The following is a 17,713-nucleotide window of genomic DNA, read 5'->3' on the forward strand; positions in this document are numbered from 1 at the left end:
TCTGTCATTACGACCGTATTACTTTAATTAACGGGAGAAAATCATGAGATTATCCGGCTCACAACATATTGATATCGGCAGTAAATTAACATTAACGGCGGTTTTAGTGATAGGAGCTTTATCGCCGTTGAATCTGGCGTTGGCAGAACATGCTGATTTTACGACATTGGACGAGATTACGGTGAGCACTGATACTGAGGTGTTCAGCAGTAATCCGCTTTCATCGCTTGCAAAACCTAATGATATCGTTGTTTCGAAACATCAATTAAAAAGGGCTTCCAGCACATTGGGCAATGCGCTATCAAATGAATTGAGCGTACACAGTAACCAATTTGGCGGCGGTGCAAGTGCGCCGGTTATTCGGGGGCAAGAAGGCGTGCGGTTAAAAATCTTACAAAACGGCTCGGACGTGATTGATATGTCGCAGCTTTCACCCGATCATGCGATTGGTGTCGATACGTTAATGGCGGAGCGGGTGGAAATTTTACGCGGCGCATCAACGCTGTTGTATGCCAATGCATCGCCTGCCGGTGTAATCAATGTGATTGATAACCGTATTCCGACCAAAATGCCTGAACGGGGTTATCAAGCGGACTTCAATTTACGTTATAATACAAACAGTAATGAAAAATTAGCCACCTCAGCTGTCACGTTAGGGATCGGGCAGCATATTGCGTTGCGTGTTGAAGGATTGACTCGTCATGCCGATAATTATCATGTGTCCGAATTCAATTTAGGGAAGAAAATAGATTTCGTACCGGATTCATTTAATAAAACAAATGCCGGCACTTATGCGATCTCGTTTATTGGGGAGCGGAGTTATATCGGCGTTGCCTACAATGAACGCCGTGAAGTTTACGGGCTGCCCGGGCATAACCACGCTCTTGATACTTGCGGGGCGCATATTTGGGGACGAAATCCGGAGAGTGATTATTTTCTGGAAATTTATCCGCACTTAATGGGGGACGACGATTTGGTCAACACCCATTTTCATTGCGGCTCCAATCACGCTTCGGGCGGTGCGCATAACCATGACAACCCCTACGGGCATAAGCACGATTATACCTTAGGCGGCCCTGTAGTGGATTCTGTATCACGGCGTTATGATATTCGAGCTGAGCTTAAACAGCCTATCCGCGGCTTTGAAAAGTTGCGTTTGAGCTATTCGTCAACGGATTACAAACACGATGAACGCGATGGCAGTATTCCGGTAAATTTATTTAAAAATAAAGGCTATAATCTGCGTTTGGAATTGCAGCACAACGAAATAGCCGGTTTGACCGGCGTTTGGGGCGTGCAGTATCAAACGGCAACGAGCAGTGCCAATATTCCTCGGCTTCCGCCTTGCAGCAACAGTTTTGACGGCGACAGCAATGTGCGTTGTCCGGAGAAAATCAGCCCGAATGATCGCAAGCAGTGGGCATTAATTGAAAACAGCAATAAACAGTTAAGCTTTTTTGCCATAGAGCAATTAAGAGCCGGCAACTGGTTGTTTGACTTGGGCGTGCGGACTGAAAAGCAAACCATTCCGATTAAATATGACGTCGCAAACTTACGAACTATAAAAAAATCACTTGAATGTTCCGAGTGGTTCGGCGTCGTGAGTTGTGACCCCGGCTCGTTGAATGATCCTGATTTGTCGACTTATAGCCAGTGGGCGACTTCCTATTCTACGTCTGCAACTTGGAATTTTGATCCCGATTATGCGCTGTCTTTCACCTTTTCACACAATGAGCGCCATCCGACACCCATGGAATTATATTACCACGGTAAACATTTGGCGACGGTTTCTTTTGAATATGGTAATCGCTATTTAAATAAAGAGGTATCCAATAATATTGAAGCGGGATTCAGTTATGTCGGTGACAAGCTGAGCTACCATGTCAGTGTATATTATAATCGTTTTAAAAATCGTATCTTTAATCAAACTTTGGCGAAAGAAGGCAATCTCTCATTAAATCGTTATACCCAATCCAAAGCGGTTTATTATGGCGCAGAGGGGCGTATAGACTATCAATTTATGCCTGAACTCAGTGTCGGTTTATTCGGTGATTATATTCGCGGGAAGTTATTTGATTTGCCGCCGACCTATGCGGTAGATCATCTGTTTAATACGGCAACACCGATTCCGCAAGCGGATCAAAATGCCGCCAGAGTACCGCCGGCGCGGTTAGGATTGCGTATCAATACAAATCTGAGTGAACATTTGTCCGGCTCATTGGAATATACTCATGTTTATCAACAAAAGAAAGTTGCGCCGTTAGAAAATAAAACGTCCGGGGATCGTTTATTGAATGTCGGTTTAAATTACGCCAACAGGATTGGCTATATGGATTATACCTTATTTGTTCAAGCCAATAATTTATTAAACCAGAAGGTCTATTCCCATACGTCTTTCCTCCCTTTTGTGCCGCAAATGGGGCGGAATATTACACTGGGTATTGATTTCAGTTTTTAAATATAGGATTTTTTGTAGAGGAAATAATATTGTGTGGAAAAGAAACCGCACTTTTAAAAAATGAGGTTAATAAAAAACGGCGCAACATTCTATTTAACGGTTTATCCAATGTTGCGCCAAAAGCAATGATAATTTTTAAATGCTTGATAAATAATCTCAAAAATCCTGTTATTTAATATAATTTAAGGCTAAATGTGATGTATATCACGGAATCGTAGGCGGGATTCACGTAAATTCGCTCTCCTTTTTTCATCGATTAAAGTCAATAAGAGAGCGTAATATGCAAAAAATAGTCTTACCTTTTGTTTTATCGGTTATCTCGTTAGCAGTATCTGCGGCCGGTCAGGAAGCAGAATTATTACCGGAAATTAACGTTAACTATAAGATTTCACGGTCTATGTTGTTGGAGAACAGCGCGAGTGTACTCGACGGAAAAAAACTATCCGAACAAAATTACAGTACGTTAGGCGATACGTTGAGCAAAATCAGCGGGGTACAAAGTGAATCTTTCGGACCGAATGCCGGTCGTCCGGTGATCCGCGGGCTGTCGGGGCAAAGGGTTGAAATCTTGAGCAATGATTTACCGTTGAATGATTTGGGCGCAATCAGCGGCAATTTACCGACACCGATTGAGAGTCATTTGGCTGACAGTATCGAAGTGAACAAAGGACCGGCGACGATTCTTTACGGCGGACGGGCGATCGGGGGCGTGGTGAACGTGAAGGACGGGCGTATTCCGACAGTGATTGATGAAAAGCGGTTGCAAGGCAAAATTGAAGGGCAAACCGGTGACAATGCGCAGCGTACACAAGGCTTCCGTTTGGATTTTAATAACGGCGGGCACTGGGCGGGGCATATCAGCGCGATGTCGCGCCACAGCAGCCGTACCAAAATTCCGGGCAGCAGTAAGGCCGCCGTTTGCCATGATCTCGAGGAGCTGAAAGGCGACAGTATGCTGCGTGATAAATGCCAAATCGAGATGAGCTCTTATGAAACCCGCAATCCGGCATACTATCCTTATTTAAGCAGATTTTATCAAAAATTTGCCGAAGATTATGAGTTGGAAAGCAGTGAAAAATACACCACCCGCCCTGAGGATCGGATGAGTTTTTTTGAAACCGTTGCCAACGATCCCAATCCTGATTATGTTGCCGGCAGTCCGCAATATATTCCGGTTTACAGTGAAGCGAAAGAGTGGGTAAAAGCCGAGAATGGTCGGATTCCAAACAGCCGTTTTAAATCAAAAAATATTACTGTCGGCGGAAGCTATATTGCCGATTGGGGATATATCGGGCTGGCTTATGCTCACTATCAAACCAAATACGGTGTACCGGGGTTTGCCTATCGCACTTCCCATGCCGCTAACCCGCAAAATACGCTCGGTGGAGGACAAGTCGACGTATTAAGCCAAGATCAACGTATTGATTTGCGTGCCGAGGTCAACACACCGTTGGCGCTGCTTAAAAAAATCAATTTGTCTGCAAATTATGCTAAAGCGAAAAACACCGAGCAGGTGAATCAAATCGATTCCAGTCGTTTTCATACTAATCAACGGCAAGTGCGGTTGGAGGCGGAACATCGCTTGTGGGCGAATATCGACGGGTTGATCGGTTTTGAAATCGGTAAACGCCAAATTCGGCGGCATGGGCAAGACGCTTATTTGCCTGATGTAGACAGCAATGAAAAAAGTATCTTCGTGGTGGAATCGTTCACCCTTGATCCGTTGAAGCTGAGTGTCGGCGGCCGCTGGGGGGATATTCAACATCGGCTGGTGAAAGACTATGCCGGCAATGGCGGAGGAGCGGGAAAACGGGAAAACCGCACTTTCGATTTGTCCAACTATCATGTCAGTTTGCGCTACCAACCGCTCGACAGCTGGCATCTCAAACTGCAACGCACTTTTTCACAACGCGCGCCGGAAGTGAATGAGCTATATGCCAACAATGCTCATTATGCGTTGTTGATCGAAGAAAACGGTGATACTGACTTGCAAAAAGAAAAATCCAACGGTTGGGAATTGAGCAGCGGTTTTGAACGCAATAACTGGACGGCAGACATGACGTGGTATCAGCTCGATTTTACCAATTATACCTATCTGGGGCAGACCGGCATTTCCCGACGGGCGACGATTGTCAAAGAGTGGCGGCAGACCCCGATTCGCTTGCAGGGCATAGAGATTGAACTGGGTTATCGTTGGAGCAGTGGTGATTTTGGTGATTGGCAGTTTAGTTTACTCGGCGACAGGGTTCGGATTAAAGCAATGGAAAAAGTGAACGGCGGTGAGTATATCAGCGGTATGCCGACTTCACGTTACGGTGCTGCAATCGATTGGCGCTATAAAAATTGGCATGCTTCATTTTCGGCATGGCATTATTTAAAGCAGGATAAAGTAGGGGTGGATATCAATAAAGAACTGGAATCGCCGTCATTCACCCTGCTTGATGCCGGGTTAAGCTATCAATTCAATCTGCCGCATTCGGCTATCGAATTATATTTGGTCGGTAAGAACCTGACTAACCGTGAGGCAAGGCTGCATAATTCCACGTTGCGCTATCTGGCGCCGATGGCGGGCAGGAGTGTGGCAACAGGCATTCGCTGGACATTTTAAACCGCACTTTTGGTATCATATGTAGAAAAACGGCTCCGAATCGAGCCGTTTTTGTTAATGATTGAAATAAGGCTTATTAGAAGCGGTAAGATGCCAAGAAAGAGAAAACATTGGATTTTGCACTCTCTTCGGAATCTTTTGAATGTTGGCGCGTATATTCCACGCCCAATTCGACGTTTTGTGAAAGCGCATATTTAGCACCCAAGCCGTAGCCGAATCCTTTGATTGTAAATGATCCGCGGTTATCCCACTTTGCCTTACCATAGTCGTAATTGACTTTGACATAAGGCAACAGGTTCGGCAGTACTCGGTAACCCTGAGCATAACCGATGCTGAAGTTGCGTTTTGTTTTCAGGCGGTTACCGTTATCGTCGGCAATTTTGCCGCTTTTGCCGAGCTGGATACCGGCTTGTGCCAAACCGACAAAATCATTACCGAAATCAAAACCGTAATCACCAATTAATTCAACCGATGAGAAACGTTTGGCATCACCGCTAACATCGCTGTTTTTAAATTTCTCAGTATTGACTTGCAACCCGACAGACGGCCCGACAAAGGTTTGTCCGGCTGGGGCGGCAACGGCGCCGGCAGAAATGGTGCCGACAATCATAGCGGTTAAAGCAAGTGCTTTTTTCATAATCAACTCCTAAAGGTAAAATACTCCAAATGAGCAATTAATTTTATCTCCAAAAGAAGAAAGGCAAATGTTAATTGGCGCAAGCAATTTAAACTCAGAATAGCGCAAGCCGGATAGCTATTTGTGAATTCGTTCACATAATTTTCGTTTTCGTTGATGTAATATGCATTAATCACGTTATGATGTTTTTTATAGAACGGAATAACATCAACTATTTTTCTGTTGCTATAGGGATAAAAGGATTCGATGATGAAATTTAATAAACTTTCTGCTTTGGTCTCTACCGCACTTTTAAGCGGTACATTATTAATCTCTAACGCCAATGCGGCGGGACGCTTGGTGGTTTATTGCAGTGCGACCAATATCATGTGCGAAACCGCCGTGCAGGAATTCGGCGCGAAATATGACGTGAAAACGTCCTTTATTCGCAATGGTTCAGGCAGCACGTTTGCCAAAATTGAGGCGGAAAAAGGCAATCCGCAAGCAGACGTTTGGTACGGCGGCACACTGGATCCGCAGTCTCAAGCCGCTGAAATGGGGCTTTTAGAGGCTTATCGTTCGCCGAATGTTGAGCAAATTATTGAGAAATTCCGAGATCCGGCAAAAGTGAAAGGCAATTACACCTCCGCCATTTATATGGGCATTTTAGGTTTCGGGGTGAACACGGAGCGTTTGAAAAAATTAGGGATCAACGATGTGCCGAAATGTTGGGCGGATTTGACCGATCCGCGCTTGAAAGGCGAAATCCAAATTGCCGATCCGCAAAGCTCCGGTACGGCTTATAGTGCGATTGCCACTTTTGTGCAGCTTTGGGGCGAAGATAAGGCGTTTGATTATTTCAGAAATTTACACGGCAATATTTCACAATATACGAAATCCGGCGTAACCCCCTCGCAAAATACGGCACGTGGAGAGGCGACCGTCGGCATCGGATTCTTGCATGATTATGCTTTAACGAAAGAAAAAGGAGCGCCGGTCGAGCTTATCGTGCCATGTGAAGGATCCGGTTATGAATTGGGCGGCGTCAGCATTATTAAAGGCGCACGCAATCCGGATAACGCTAAATTATTTGTCGATTGGGCGTTGTCGAAAGAGGGGCAAGAGTTGGCATGGAAAAAAGGCGCCTCTTTCCAAACCTTGACGAATATGACCGCAGAGCAATCGCCAACGGCATTTGATCCCGCTAAGCTCACACTGATTAATTACGATTTTGAAAAATACGGTTCTGCCGACGAAAGAAAACGTTTAATCACCAAATGGGTCAATGATGTTAAGTTAGCCAAATAATCGATGTTATCTCGGGAATACTGCGCTTGGACATAAAAAGTATTCCCTTTTTTTATTTTTGCGAGGTCATATGAATTCCGCCAGACAGCCGATGCTCCAAAGCGCTTGGTTTTGGGTTATCTTGGCATTAGCCGCTTTTTTGATTTTACCCTCTAAGGCCCTGGATTACGGCATTTTTGATGCGACAGCCGATGAAATCCTGCAAGCGATGGGGTGGGCTTCCATCAATATCAGTTGGCTGTGGTTTGCACCGTTATTAGGCTTTTGGTTTATCCCAAAATTAAAACAATCCGCCGCACGGCAGGCGAAAAATGAACTTTTTCTCATTGTATTTACCGCACTTTTCACCTTTATCAGTGCGATGGTTTACAAGGTCAGTCTGGGGTATTCCGTCATTGTTTTGATCGCTTGTTTAACCGGATTGGCGACGATCTCGTTGGCAAAGTTAAAAATCATGCAAGGCGATCGCTTTATTATTGCAGCGCTGATCAGTATCGTGTTACTGATTTTCTTTTTTATTGTCTATCCGACGGCAGCGATCTTCATCTCAATGTTTTATGACGGTGATACGTTTGCGCCACAGCAAGTTGTCGCAATTTTAAGCCAATCTTACATCATTCGGGTTATCGGCAATTCGTTGTTTCTTTCTGCGTTTGTCGGGCTTTTTTCCACAATATTCGGCTTGGCTTTCGCCCTTTATACCACACGAATTGCGCGCCGAACCGCATTTATCGGTAAAATATTCTCCATTTTGCCGATTGTAACGCCGCCGTTTGTTGTCGGATTGGGTGTCACCCTCATGTTAGGGCGCTCAGGTTATGTGACCGAATTTCTCGACCGTTATTTAGGCTTCACCAATCATAATTGGCTATACGGTTTTAACGGCATCGCAATTGCCCAGATTTTAGCGTTTGCGCCGATTTCTTTTATGATTCTGGACGGTGCGCTGAAATCCATTCACCCGTCGATCGAAGAAGCGTCTTATACTCTGCGGGCAAACCGTTATCAAACGTTTTACAATATTATTTTTCCGTTATTACGCCCGGCACTGGCAAATTCCTTTTTGATTGTTTTTATCCAATCGCTGGCAGACTTCAGCAACCCGTTGGTATTGGGCGGCAGCTTTGATGTGATCGCCACGCAAATTTATTTTTATATCGCCGGATCACAATTGGATTATGCCTCTGCCAGTACATTGGGTTCAATGCTGTTAATTTTCTCTTTGGCGGTATTTATTATTCAGTATCTGTGGATCGGCAACCGCTCTTATGTGACGGTATCGGGAAAATCCTATCGCGGCGATGTACAGGAACTGCCGACTATGCTGCGTTATCTGATCATCACGCTGCTTGCTTTCTGGGTTGTGTTTAATTTGGTGTTATACGGCAGTATTTTCTATGGCAGCTTTACGGTCAACTGGGGCGTTGACTACAGTTTAACCCTTCAAAACTATGCCATGATGTTTGGGCAGGGATTCCGTGAAGGGGCCTGGCCGTCGTTAATCAATACGCTGATTTATGCCGGCATTGCGGCACCGTTGACCGCACTTTTCGGGCTGTTAATCGCCTATATTGTGGTGCGCAAAGATTTTCAAGGCAAAAAAACGTTAGAGTTCATGACCATGTTGTGCTTCGCCGTTCCCGGAACCGTTGCCGGGGTCTCTTATATTTTAGCCTTTAACGATGCGCCGATGTACATCACCGGCACCGGAATTATTATCATTATTTCGATGGTGATGCGTGATTTGCCGATCGGTATGCGAGCGGCAATTGCAGGGCTTGGGCAACTGGATAAATCCCTTGATGAAGCCTCACTGTCGTTAAAAGCCGGTTCGTTGAAAACCATTTGGTTTATCGTCTTTCCGCTGTTGAAACCGGCGTTGCTTTCCGCCTTGGTAACCAGTTTTGTGCGGGCAATGACGACCGTCAGCGCCATTATTTTCTTGGTGACGGCGGATACCCGTGTTGCCACCGCTTATATCTTAAACCGTGTAGAAGACGGCGAATACGGCGTTGCAATTGCTTACGGCTCGGTATTAATCGTGGTGATGATGACCATTATTCTGCTTTTTGATTGGATTGTCGGCGATACCCGCATTTCCCGTTCTAAAGCGAAAAAAATGAATTGAGATGAGAATAAAATAATATGAACAGTCAAAACCAAGATTTTTTAGTCTTAAAAAATATTAATAAAACCTTTGGGAAATCGGTCGTTATCGATAATTTGGATTTAACCATCAAACGCGGCAATATGGTGACGTTACTTGGGCCGTCCGGCTGCGGTAAAACCACCGTCTTACGCTTGGTTGCCGGCTTGGAAAACCCAACATCAGGGCAGGTTTTTATTGACGGCGAAGATGTTACCAAATCTTCGATTCAACATCGGGATATCTGCATTGTCTTCCAGTCTTACGCGCTCTTTCCGCATATGTCGATTGGTGATAATGTCGGTTACGGGCTAAGAATGCAGGGCATCGACAAAACCGAGCGGCTGCAACGCATAAAAGAAGCGTTGCAACTGGTTGATTTAGCCGGCTTTGAAGATCGTTTTGTCGATCAAATTTCCGGAGGGCAACAGCAACGTGTTGCCTTGGCACGTGCGTTGATCTTGAAACCTAAAGTATTATTATTCGATGAACCGCTGAGTAATCTGGATGCCAACTTACGTCGCAGTATGCGGGAAAAAATTCGGGAATTACAACAACGTTTGGGGATCACCTCCCTTTATGTGACCCACGATCAATCGGAAGCGTTTGCCGTTTCCGATGAGGTTATTGTGATGCATAAAGGCAAAATTATGCAAAAAGCCCCGGCAAAAGATCTTTATCTTCGCCCTAATTCCCTCTTTCTGGCGAATTTCATGGGGGAATCCAGTATTTTTGACGGCACAATCCGAGAGGGATGCGTCATCGTTAACGGCTATCAATTCAGCTTATCGGATATTCGGCAATTCAATTTACCTGACGATGATTGTTTGGTCGGCGTCCGTCCTGAAGCCGTTTCACTGTTGCATAAAGGCGACACGGCACAACGCTGTGAGATTAAAAGTGCGGTTTACATGGGCAACCACTGGGAAATTGTCGCCCTATGGGCAGGCAAAGAATTGTTGATTAATTCAAATCCGGAAAATTTTGATCCGAACCAACGTGAAGCATATGTTCATTTTTCTGCAAGAGGCGTTTTTTTATTGCCGAAAGAATAGCGGAATTTGAATAGGCGGTTTTCGTTTAGAAATTGCATCGTGGGTAAATTAAAAAACGGCTCGATTTCGAGCCGTTTTGCTGAACCGTAATCTTCTGATTACAGCCCTAATGCTTTTTTCACGCCTTCACCGTATTGCGGATCGCATTTGAAACAGTTGTCGATATGGCGCTGTTTGATGAAATCCGGTGCGTCGCCCATCGCACGTGCGGTGTTGTCGAACAGTACTTGTTTTTGCTCTGCACTCATCAACTGGAACAATGCGCGCGGTTGGCTGAAATAGTCGCTATCGTCTTCACGGTAGTCCCAGAAATCGGCATCACCGGTGATTTTCAATGGCGGCTCTTTGTATTGCGGCTGTTCTTGCCAGTAACCGAAGCTATTCGGCTCATAGTGCGGTGCGCCGCCGTAGTTGGCATCGACACGGCCTTGACCGTCACGGTGGTTACTGTGTACCGGACAACGCGGTTTATTGACCGGAATTTGGCTGAAGTTCACGCCTAAACGGTAGCGCTGCGCATCCGCATAGTTGAATAAACGGGCTTGCAACATGCGATCCGGAGAAACGCTGATTCCCGGCACCAGATTGCTCGGTGCAAAAGCGGATTGCTCTACATCCAGGAAGAAGTTTTCCGGATTACGGTTCAATTCGAATTCGCCCACTTCGATCAGCGGATAATCACCTTTCGGCCAAACTTTCGTTAAATCAAACGGATGGTATGATACTTTTTCCGCATCGGCTTCCGGCATAATTTGCACAAACATGGTCCATTTCGGGAAATCACCGCGCTCAATCGCATCATATAAATCTTTTTGATGGCTTTCACGATCTTTACCGACAATCGATTCTGCTTCGGCATCCGTCAGGTTTTTGATCCCTTGCTGTGTTCTGAAATGGAATTTTACCCAGAAACGTTCGTTATCGCTGTTGATAAAGCTGTAAGTGTGTGAGCCGAAACCGTGCATATGGCGGTAACTGGCGGGAATGCCGCGATCACTCATAACGATGGTGACTTGGTGGAATGCTTCCGGTAATAACGTCCAGAAATCCCAGTTGTTGGTTGCTGAACGCATATTGGTACGCGGATCGCGTTTAACCGCTTTGTTCAAATCCGGGAATTTACGCGGATCACGTAAGAAAAAGACCGGCGTGTTATTGCCGACCATATCCCAGTTGCCTTCTTCGGTGTAGAATTTCAAGGCGAAACCGCGAATATCACGTTCGGCATCTGCCGCTCCACGCTCACCGGCTACGGTAGTGAAACGGGCGAACATTTCGGTTTTTTTGCCGATTTCGCTGAAAATTTTAGCACGGGTATATTGTGTGATGTCGTGGGTAACGGTAAACGTGCCGAATGCACCGGAGCCTTTGGCGTGCATACGGCGCTCTGGAATGACTTCACGCACGAAGTTGGCCAGTTTTTCGTTCAACCACAAATCTTGTGCCAACAACGGACCGCGCGGACCGGCAGTCATACTGTTTTGGTTATCGACAACCGGCGCACCGCCATTGGTCGTTAAATGGCTATAAGGGCATTTTGCTTTTTCTTCTTGACTCATATAATTCATCCTTTTAGTAAAAGTTAGGGTCTGACATCAGGGTACGACTTAGCCTTAATAACAGGCGATTGCGGTTATATTAACAAGAACGGGAAAAATTATCTTATATGGATTTGATAGCGTATGGCTATTATTTGATTTAAATCAATTTGTAAAAGCAATAACAAAAATACCTTTTTTTAAAGTATCAGCAGATTGTTTTAAAAGTGCAAGTGCGGTTTCAGTATCGACAAACCGCACTTTTATTTATGCCAGCCACTGTTTGACCAGCTCATCATCGATCACTTTACGCGACCACATACTGCCGAACTCCGGCTCAGGAAATTTGCTGTGGTTATAAGCGATCATCTTCACAAAATCAAATGCGGCATGTGGATAATCGTTAATCAACAGCAATGCGAAATTTCCGTCCTCCGACCAACAGATCTGTAATTTACGTGCTATTTCTTTTTCACTGACCGCACTTGTATTATAAATATGCAGCGAATCGACAATCGGCATCTGCTGCTGACGAGTATCCAGCGCATAAAAATAGCCGGTTTCGCCGTCGTCTTCAAAGATAACCGACAGATAGTCGTGTTTGGCGGAAGCCGTGCCGACTTGTTTTTCCTGCCCGATAAACAGTTGATCTTCTAACGTTAAATAAAACATGGGGGCTCCATCTGGTTGCGAATAAAAAAGGTTGTTTGAATCGCTTCAAACAACCTTCCGTTCATGTCGTTAAGACAAGAATTATGCTTGACCTTTCACTTCTTTCAAACCGTTAAACGGTGCTTTGTCGCCCAATGCTTCTTCGATACGGATCAATTGGTTGTATTTGGCAACACGGTCGGAACGGCTCATAGAACCGGTTTTGATTTGACCTGCCGCAGTACCGACCGCTAAATCAGCAATCGTGGCATCTTCGGTTTCGCCGGAACGGTGAGAGATAACTGCGGTGTAGCCCGCATCTTTCGCCATTTTGATCGCCGCCAACGTTTCGGTCAGAGAACCGATTTGGTTGAATTTGATCAGAATAGAGTTGGCGATACCTTTTTCGATACCTTCTTTCAGAATTTTGGTATTGGTTACAAATAGGTCATCACCGACCAATTGTACACGGTCGCCCAAGACTTTGGTTTGATAAGCGAAACCTTCCCAGTCGGATTCATCCTGACCGTCTTCAATTGAAACGATCGGATATTGTTTGGTCAACTCTTCCAAATAGTGGGTAAATTCTTGAGAAGTAAAGGTTTTTCCTTCACCTTTCATTTCATAGTTGCCGGTTTCTTTATTGTAGAATTCGGAAGATGCGCAGTCCATTGCCAGCGTAACGTCTTTACCCAAAACATAACCTGCTTTCTCAACCGCTTCTTTGATACAAGCCAACGCATCGGCATTAGAAGCCAAGTTAGGAGCAAAACCGCCTTCATCACCGACAGCCGTGTTCAAGCCTTTGCCTTTTAAGACCTTCGCCAAGTTGTGGAATACTTCCGCACCGATACGCAAAGCTTCGCGTAAAGTTTTTGCACCGACCGGCTGAATCATGAACTCTTGAATATCTACGTTGTTATCGGCGTGTTCGCCACCGTTGATGATGTTCATCATTGGTAACGGCATGGAGTAAACGCCAGGTGTGCCGTTTAGTTCGGCAATATGCGCATACAGCGGTAAGCCTTTCGATGCAGCGGCGGCTTTTGCATTCGCCAGAGAAACTGCAAGAATCGCATTTGCGCCGAATTTTGATTTGTTTTCAGTACCGTCTAAATCGATCATAATTTGGTCGATTTCAGCTTGGTTGGTGGCGTCTTTACCGACAACTGCCTGTGCAATCGGACCGTTTACCGCTTCAACCGCTTTCAGTACGCCTTTGCCCAGAAAACGGGATTTGTCGCCGTCACGCAGTTCCAACGCTTCACGGGAACCGGTAGAGGCGCCGGACGGCGCTGCCGCCAAACCGACAAAGCCGCCTTCCAGATGGACTTCTGCTTCAACAGTCGGATTGCCACGAGAATCGATAATTTCACGACCAATTACTTTAACAATTTTTGCCATTGTATTTTCCTCTTGTGATTAAATTAAATCGCTAAAAAAACTGCCAATATAGTAAAGCGATTTGCCTGCTTTGTCTTGTAAAAAATAGAAATTTATTGATTTAAATCTAGGATGTGATTTCTTTTTATATTCTACCTATCAATAGACGCTGTGGCATTTGTTATTTCTACTGAAATTGGCCTTGCGAGCCGGTTTTTTATAAAAAATAAGATTTGGATCACAAAAATAAAATAAACAATTTTACAAAATATAATAAATTGGTAAAGTAATTCACAGGATTATTTTACCAAGGAAAGAGGATATGGAAAAACTACGATTTGCGACAAGGTTGAATTCTTTTGCTTCCGGAGCACATCTGTATTGGCAGGAATTAAAAGGTAAACCGAGCACGCGGCAAATGATTGAGCGAGCGGCGACAGTAAACGGATTAACGGATTTGGATTTAAATTATCCGCAGCATCTTAATGAAGATCCTAAGGATTTGAGACAATTTATTGAAGATAACGGCTTGCGGGTTAATGGTATGGCGATGCGTTATGACAGTAAATTTCAATTAGGTGCCTTTACCCATCCGGATCGTCATCTTCGCCGTGAGGCCATTGACTTGACGAAACGAGGGATTGATTGCGGACGGGAATTCGGTACAAATTTAATGACTATTTGGCTTGGGCAGGACGGTTTTGATTATAGCTTCCAGGCCAATTACGCAAAAATGTGGGATGACTTAATAACGGCATTCCAAGAGATTGCTGCTTACGCTCCGGATGTTGACATTAGTATTGAATATAAACCGAACGAGCCTCGTTCTTTCAGTATTTTACCGGATGTATCGACTACATTACTTGCGATTTCTGATATCGGCGCAAAAAATGTAGGAATGACACTGGATTTTGCGCATGTACTATACGCAGATGAAATGCCGGCATTTGCTGCAACAATGATATCAAAACGATGCAAAATCATGGGATTACATTTAAATGACGGGTATCACAAACGTGATGACGGCTTAATGGTTGCTTCTGCCAATCCGCGTGCAACATTAGAACTTATCTGGCAATTACGTAAAACAGGATTTAGCGGGGCTTACTATTTTGATACTTTTCCCGATGCCAGTGGGTTGGATCCTGTCAGAGAATGCGAACTCAATATTCAAACTGTACATCAGCTCATTCGCATTGCCGATCAACTTAATGATGTTAAAGCACTCGAACAGGCAATCGAGCAGCAAGATGCGGTTGCCAGTCAAGGCATTGTGAATCAATTTTTATTTGGGCGGTAAAGTATTTTATTGCCGTTAATAAGACTTCCACTTACTAAAGAAGGAAAAAAGTATGCATAAATTCATTAAAACCACCTTAGTTTCTACCGCACTTTCATTTGCTTTTGGCTCGGCGCTAGCGGCTTTGCCACCGTTAAATTCGGATACGGAAACAGACCGGATAAATTGGATCGAATTGGAAAGCAAGTTGGGCAAAATGCCGGTAATTAAAGAAGGAACGCGTATCGGTGGGGTTTCCAAAACATTGACTAATGAATATTGGCGTTCATTGGGAGAAGGCTACAAAAACGTTGCCGATAAATATAATGTATTTGTTTCCTATCAGGCCGCTGCAAATGAAGGCGATCAGTTAGGACAGCTTTCTATTGCGGAAACTATGATTACCGAAGGGTATAACGCATTGTTATATTCTCCGCAAACCGATGTCAATTTACAGCCGGCGATTGAAGTTGCCGAATCAAAAGGGATTGCCGCCGTAAATGTGAATGACGCCGTCATGCCGAGTGCGACTCACTATGTCGGCAATGTACAAAAAGATAACGGGGTGCGTGTCGCAAACTGGTTTATTGAAAATCGTCCGAACGGCGGAAAAGTGGCGGTTGTTGAGGGACAGCCGGGCGTTTTTGCCGCTAAACAACGTACGGAAGGTTTTACCGAAACGATAAACGCAAACGGAAAATTTGATGTTGTAGCCAGCGTTCCGGCAAATTGGAGCCGTGAGGAAGCGTACAACGTGGCAACGAATATTTTACAACGGAATCCCGATTTAATCGGTTTTTATGTCAATAACGACGGTATGGCGCTGGGCGTGGTAGAAGCCGTAAAAGCAGGAAAATTACAGGATAAAGTGGCGGTATTCGGCACTGATGGAATTTCTGATGCTTATAAGTCAATTTTAGCCGGCGAATTGACAGGCACGGTAGATAGTTTTCCGGTATTGACGGGCGAGGTGGCGATGGAAGTTGTGCTTCGCTTAAGCGCGGGGCAACAATTGCCGCGAGTGGTTACGACGCCGCAAGCTTTAATTACCAAAGAGAATGTAAATACTTATTCTCAGGCTAATTCTGAAGCGTTAAGAAAAATTTTAGCACAATAAAACGAAAAACGGGGGGCTCTATGGTGACGGAACGTTTGAGTATGCGTGGAATGACAAAAAGATATGGATCGGTAACGGTTTTGCAGAACGTATCATTTAATGTTCGTCCCGGCGAAGTTCATGCATTAATCGGCGAAAACGGAGCAGGAAAATCGACACTACTCAATTTGCTTTCGGGGGTGCGTGCAGCTACCGAGGGAGAGATTTATGTTGATGGCCAAAAGGCGACTATCAATTCTCCCAGAGCGGCTCAGGAATACGGTATCGCGATGATCCATCAAGAGTTGCAAAATGTGCCGGAGCTGTCCGTTTTTCAGAATATGTTTTTAGGACATTCGTTGACAAAATCATTTGGTTTTTTTGTGGATAAGGCTAAAGAAAGAAAAATAGCCCAAGAGGTTTTGTACGATCTCGATCCCACTATCAACCCGAACATGCCGATTAAAACGCTTAAAGTGGCACAGCAACAAATCGTTGAAATTGCAAGGGCATTGCTGGGTAATGCTCGGATTATTGCAATGGATGAACCGACATCAAGTTTGACACCGAGCGAATTTAGACGACTGAGTGAATTGATTAAGGCGTTGGCAAAAAAAGGCGTATCCATTATTTATGTATCACACAAAATGGATGAGTTATTTCAGGTGTGTGACCGCGCCACTATTTTAAGAGACGGGCAGTTTATTGATTGTGTTGATATGGCGAATGAAACGGAAGAAACGCTCGTGACTAAAATGGTCGGGCGAAAAATTGAGAAATTAATACACCGCTCTTTTAAAACCGATGAATGTATTTTGGAAGTAAAAAACTTAGGGCGGGAAAGTGCGGTAAAAAATGTGAGTTTTTCGGCTCATAAAGGTGAAGTGCTTGGTATTTCAGGGTTGGTTGGCGCAGGCAGAACAGAATTATTCCGTTTAATTGCCGGCTTGGATAAGCCGACGAGTGGTGAAATTTTTGTGAATGGTCAAGCTTTAACACTGCATAGTGCGAGAGCGGCCATCAAAATGGGCATCGGACTTGTTCCCGAAGATCGCAAAAAAGAAGGGATTTTAAAAGATCGCAGTGTATCAATTAATATTGCCATGCCGTCTATGAGGCGGTTTAGCCGCTCCGGTTTTATTCGTAAAAGTTATTTACAGGCAATTTCCCATCAATTAATGATGGATCTTAACCTGAAACCGCTTAATTTGGATAAAACAGTCGGTACATTTAGTGGCGGTAATCAGCAAAAAGTGATTATCGGACGTTGGCTTGCGGCAGGAACAAAAATTTATTTATTTGATGAGCCTACCAGAGGTATCGATATCGGCACAAAATCTGAAATCTATAACCTTATTGAAAATTTAGCACAAGCCGGCAATGTGGTTTTGGTGGTTTCTTCCGAAATGCCGGAAATTATTCGAGTTTCGGATCGGGTATTGGTGATGAAAGAAGGCAAAATTGCGGCCGAACTTATTGGTGATGATATTAATGAAACCAATATCGGGCAATATGCTATCGGGCAGGAAAAACCGCTTGCTGCCTGATTCAACTTAATTTAGTAAAAGGAAAGAA

At 44.6% G+C, this 17,713-nt stretch carries 12 protein-coding genes; 8 read left to right on the forward strand and 4 right to left on the reverse strand.

Annotated elements, in window-relative coordinates:
- Positions 1 to 43: 43 nt before the first annotated feature.
- Positions 44 to 2,458 carry a TonB-dependent receptor gene (locus OA57_RS08420; protein ID WP_052122448.1) on the forward strand — a complete coding sequence of 805 codons (2,415 nt, stop codon included), beginning with the start codon at positions 44 to 46 and terminating at the stop codon, positions 2,456 to 2,458.
- A gap of 280 nt (positions 2,459 to 2,738) precedes the next feature.
- Positions 2,739 to 5,066 carry a TonB-dependent receptor gene (locus tag OA57_RS08425; RefSeq protein ID WP_034616255.1) on the forward strand — a complete coding sequence of 776 codons (2,328 nt, stop codon included), beginning with the start codon at positions 2,739 to 2,741 and terminating at the stop codon, positions 5,064 to 5,066.
- Between the two features lie 76 nt (positions 5,067 to 5,142).
- On the opposite strand, the gene OA57_RS08430 is transcribed toward OA57_RS08425, so the two are convergent.
- Positions 5,143 to 5,703: a porin family protein gene (locus OA57_RS08430; protein WP_034616258.1), complete on the reverse strand. Its 561-nt coding sequence runs from the start codon at positions 5,701 to 5,703 to the stop codon at positions 5,143 to 5,145.
- A 249-nt stretch (positions 5,704 to 5,952) separates the two neighbouring features.
- On the opposite strand from OA57_RS08430, the gene OA57_RS08435 reads away from it, so the two are divergent.
- The 3 genes from OA57_RS08435 (at position 5,953) to fbpC (ending at position 10,191) form a co-directional block, all read left to right on the forward strand.
- Positions 5,953 to 6,990: an ABC transporter substrate-binding protein gene (locus OA57_RS08435; protein WP_034616264.1), complete on the forward strand. Its 1,038-nt coding sequence runs from the start codon at positions 5,953 to 5,955 to the stop codon at positions 6,988 to 6,990.
- A gap of 70 nt (positions 6,991 to 7,060) precedes the next feature.
- Entirely contained in the window at positions 7,061 to 9,118 is a 2,058-nt protein-coding gene (locus OA57_RS08440; protein WP_034616267.1) for an ABC transporter permease, read from the forward strand.
- A 17-nt stretch (positions 9,119 to 9,135) separates the two neighbouring features.
- Positions 9,136 to 10,191 (forward strand): ferric ABC transporter ATP-binding protein, encoded by a 1,056-nt coding sequence (gene fbpC, locus OA57_RS08445; RefSeq protein WP_034616269.1) that lies wholly within the window; start codon positions 9,136 to 9,138, stop codon positions 10,189 to 10,191.
- A gap of 98 nt (positions 10,192 to 10,289) precedes the next feature.
- Here the strand turns inward: fbpC and OA57_RS08450 are convergent, their stop codons facing one another.
- The 3 genes from OA57_RS08450 to eno all read right to left on the reverse strand — a co-directional run bounded on the left by OA57_RS08450 (position 10,290) and on the right by eno (position 13,784).
- Positions 10,290 to 11,750: a catalase gene (locus OA57_RS08450; protein ID WP_034616271.1), complete on the reverse strand. Its 1,461-nt coding sequence runs from the start codon at positions 11,748 to 11,750 to the stop codon at positions 10,290 to 10,292.
- A 246-nt stretch (positions 11,751 to 11,996) separates the two neighbouring features.
- Positions 11,997 to 12,401, reverse strand: a complete 405-nt coding sequence (locus tag OA57_RS08455; protein ID WP_034616272.1) for a DUF2251 domain-containing protein — start codon at positions 12,399 to 12,401, stop codon at positions 11,997 to 11,999.
- 81 nt (positions 12,402 to 12,482) lie between these two features.
- Positions 12,483 to 13,784: a phosphopyruvate hydratase gene (eno, locus tag OA57_RS08460; protein WP_034616273.1), complete on the reverse strand. Its 1,302-nt coding sequence runs from the start codon at positions 13,782 to 13,784 to the stop codon at positions 12,483 to 12,485.
- Positions 13,785 to 14,085: 301 nt separating this feature from the next.
- On the opposite strand from eno, the gene OA57_RS08465 reads away from it, so the two are divergent.
- From OA57_RS08465 to OA57_RS08475, 3 genes are read left to right on the forward strand one after another with little or no spacing between them, the layout of a single operon-like run.
- Positions 14,086 to 15,063 (forward strand): sugar phosphate isomerase/epimerase family protein, encoded by a 978-nt coding sequence (locus OA57_RS08465; protein ID WP_034616274.1) that lies wholly within the window; start codon positions 14,086 to 14,088, stop codon positions 15,061 to 15,063.
- Between the two features lie 52 nt (positions 15,064 to 15,115).
- Positions 15,116 to 16,159 carry a sugar ABC transporter substrate-binding protein gene (locus OA57_RS08470; RefSeq protein WP_034616275.1) on the forward strand — a complete coding sequence of 348 codons (1,044 nt, stop codon included), beginning with the start codon at positions 15,116 to 15,118 and terminating at the stop codon, positions 16,157 to 16,159.
- 20 nt (positions 16,160 to 16,179) lie between these two features.
- The gene (locus tag OA57_RS08475) at positions 16,180 to 17,685 is read left to right on the forward strand and encodes a sugar ABC transporter ATP-binding protein (RefSeq protein WP_034616276.1); all 1,506 of its coding nucleotides are present in this window, start codon (positions 16,180 to 16,182) and stop codon (positions 17,683 to 17,685) included.
- Positions 17,686 to 17,713: the final 28 nt, after the last annotated feature.

Source organism: Chelonobacter oris (assembly GCF_000772535.1).
GTDB classification, from domain to species: Bacteria; Pseudomonadota; Gammaproteobacteria; order Enterobacterales; family Pasteurellaceae; genus Chelonobacter; species Chelonobacter oris.

Bases quoted from the DNA above. Each gene is read 5' to 3' on its own strand.
- fbpC (WP_034616269.1), top strand. From the start codon at position 9,136: ATGAACAGTCAAAACCAAGATTTTTTAGTCTTAAAAAATATTAATAAA.
- OA57_RS08450 (WP_034616271.1), bottom strand. From the start codon at position 11,750: ATGAGTCAAGAAGAAAAAGCAAAATGCCCTTATAGCCATTTAACGACC.
- OA57_RS08455 (WP_034616272.1), bottom strand. From the start codon at position 12,401: ATGTTTTATTTAACGTTAGAAGATCAACTGTTTATCGGGCAGGAAAAA.
- OA57_RS08425 (WP_034616255.1), top strand. From the start codon at position 2,739: ATGCAAAAAATAGTCTTACCTTTTGTTTTATCGGTTATCTCGTTAGCA.
- OA57_RS08470 (WP_034616275.1), top strand. From the start codon at position 15,116: ATGCATAAATTCATTAAAACCACCTTAGTTTCTACCGCACTTTCATTT.
- OA57_RS08420 (WP_052122448.1), top strand. From the start codon at position 44: ATGAGATTATCCGGCTCACAACATATTGATATCGGCAGTAAATTAACA.
- OA57_RS08465 (WP_034616274.1), top strand. From the start codon at position 14,086: ATGGAAAAACTACGATTTGCGACAAGGTTGAATTCTTTTGCTTCCGGA.
- OA57_RS08430 (WP_034616258.1), bottom strand. From the start codon at position 5,703: ATGAAAAAAGCACTTGCTTTAACCGCTATGATTGTCGGCACCATTTCT.
- eno (WP_034616273.1), bottom strand. From the start codon at position 13,784: ATGGCAAAAATTGTTAAAGTAATTGGTCGTGAAATTATCGATTCTCGT.
- OA57_RS08475 (WP_034616276.1), top strand. From the start codon at position 16,180: ATGGTGACGGAACGTTTGAGTATGCGTGGAATGACAAAAAGATATGGA.
- OA57_RS08435 (WP_034616264.1), top strand. From the start codon at position 5,953: ATGAAATTTAATAAACTTTCTGCTTTGGTCTCTACCGCACTTTTAAGC.
- OA57_RS08440 (WP_034616267.1), top strand. From the start codon at position 7,061: ATGAATTCCGCCAGACAGCCGATGCTCCAAAGCGCTTGGTTTTGGGTT.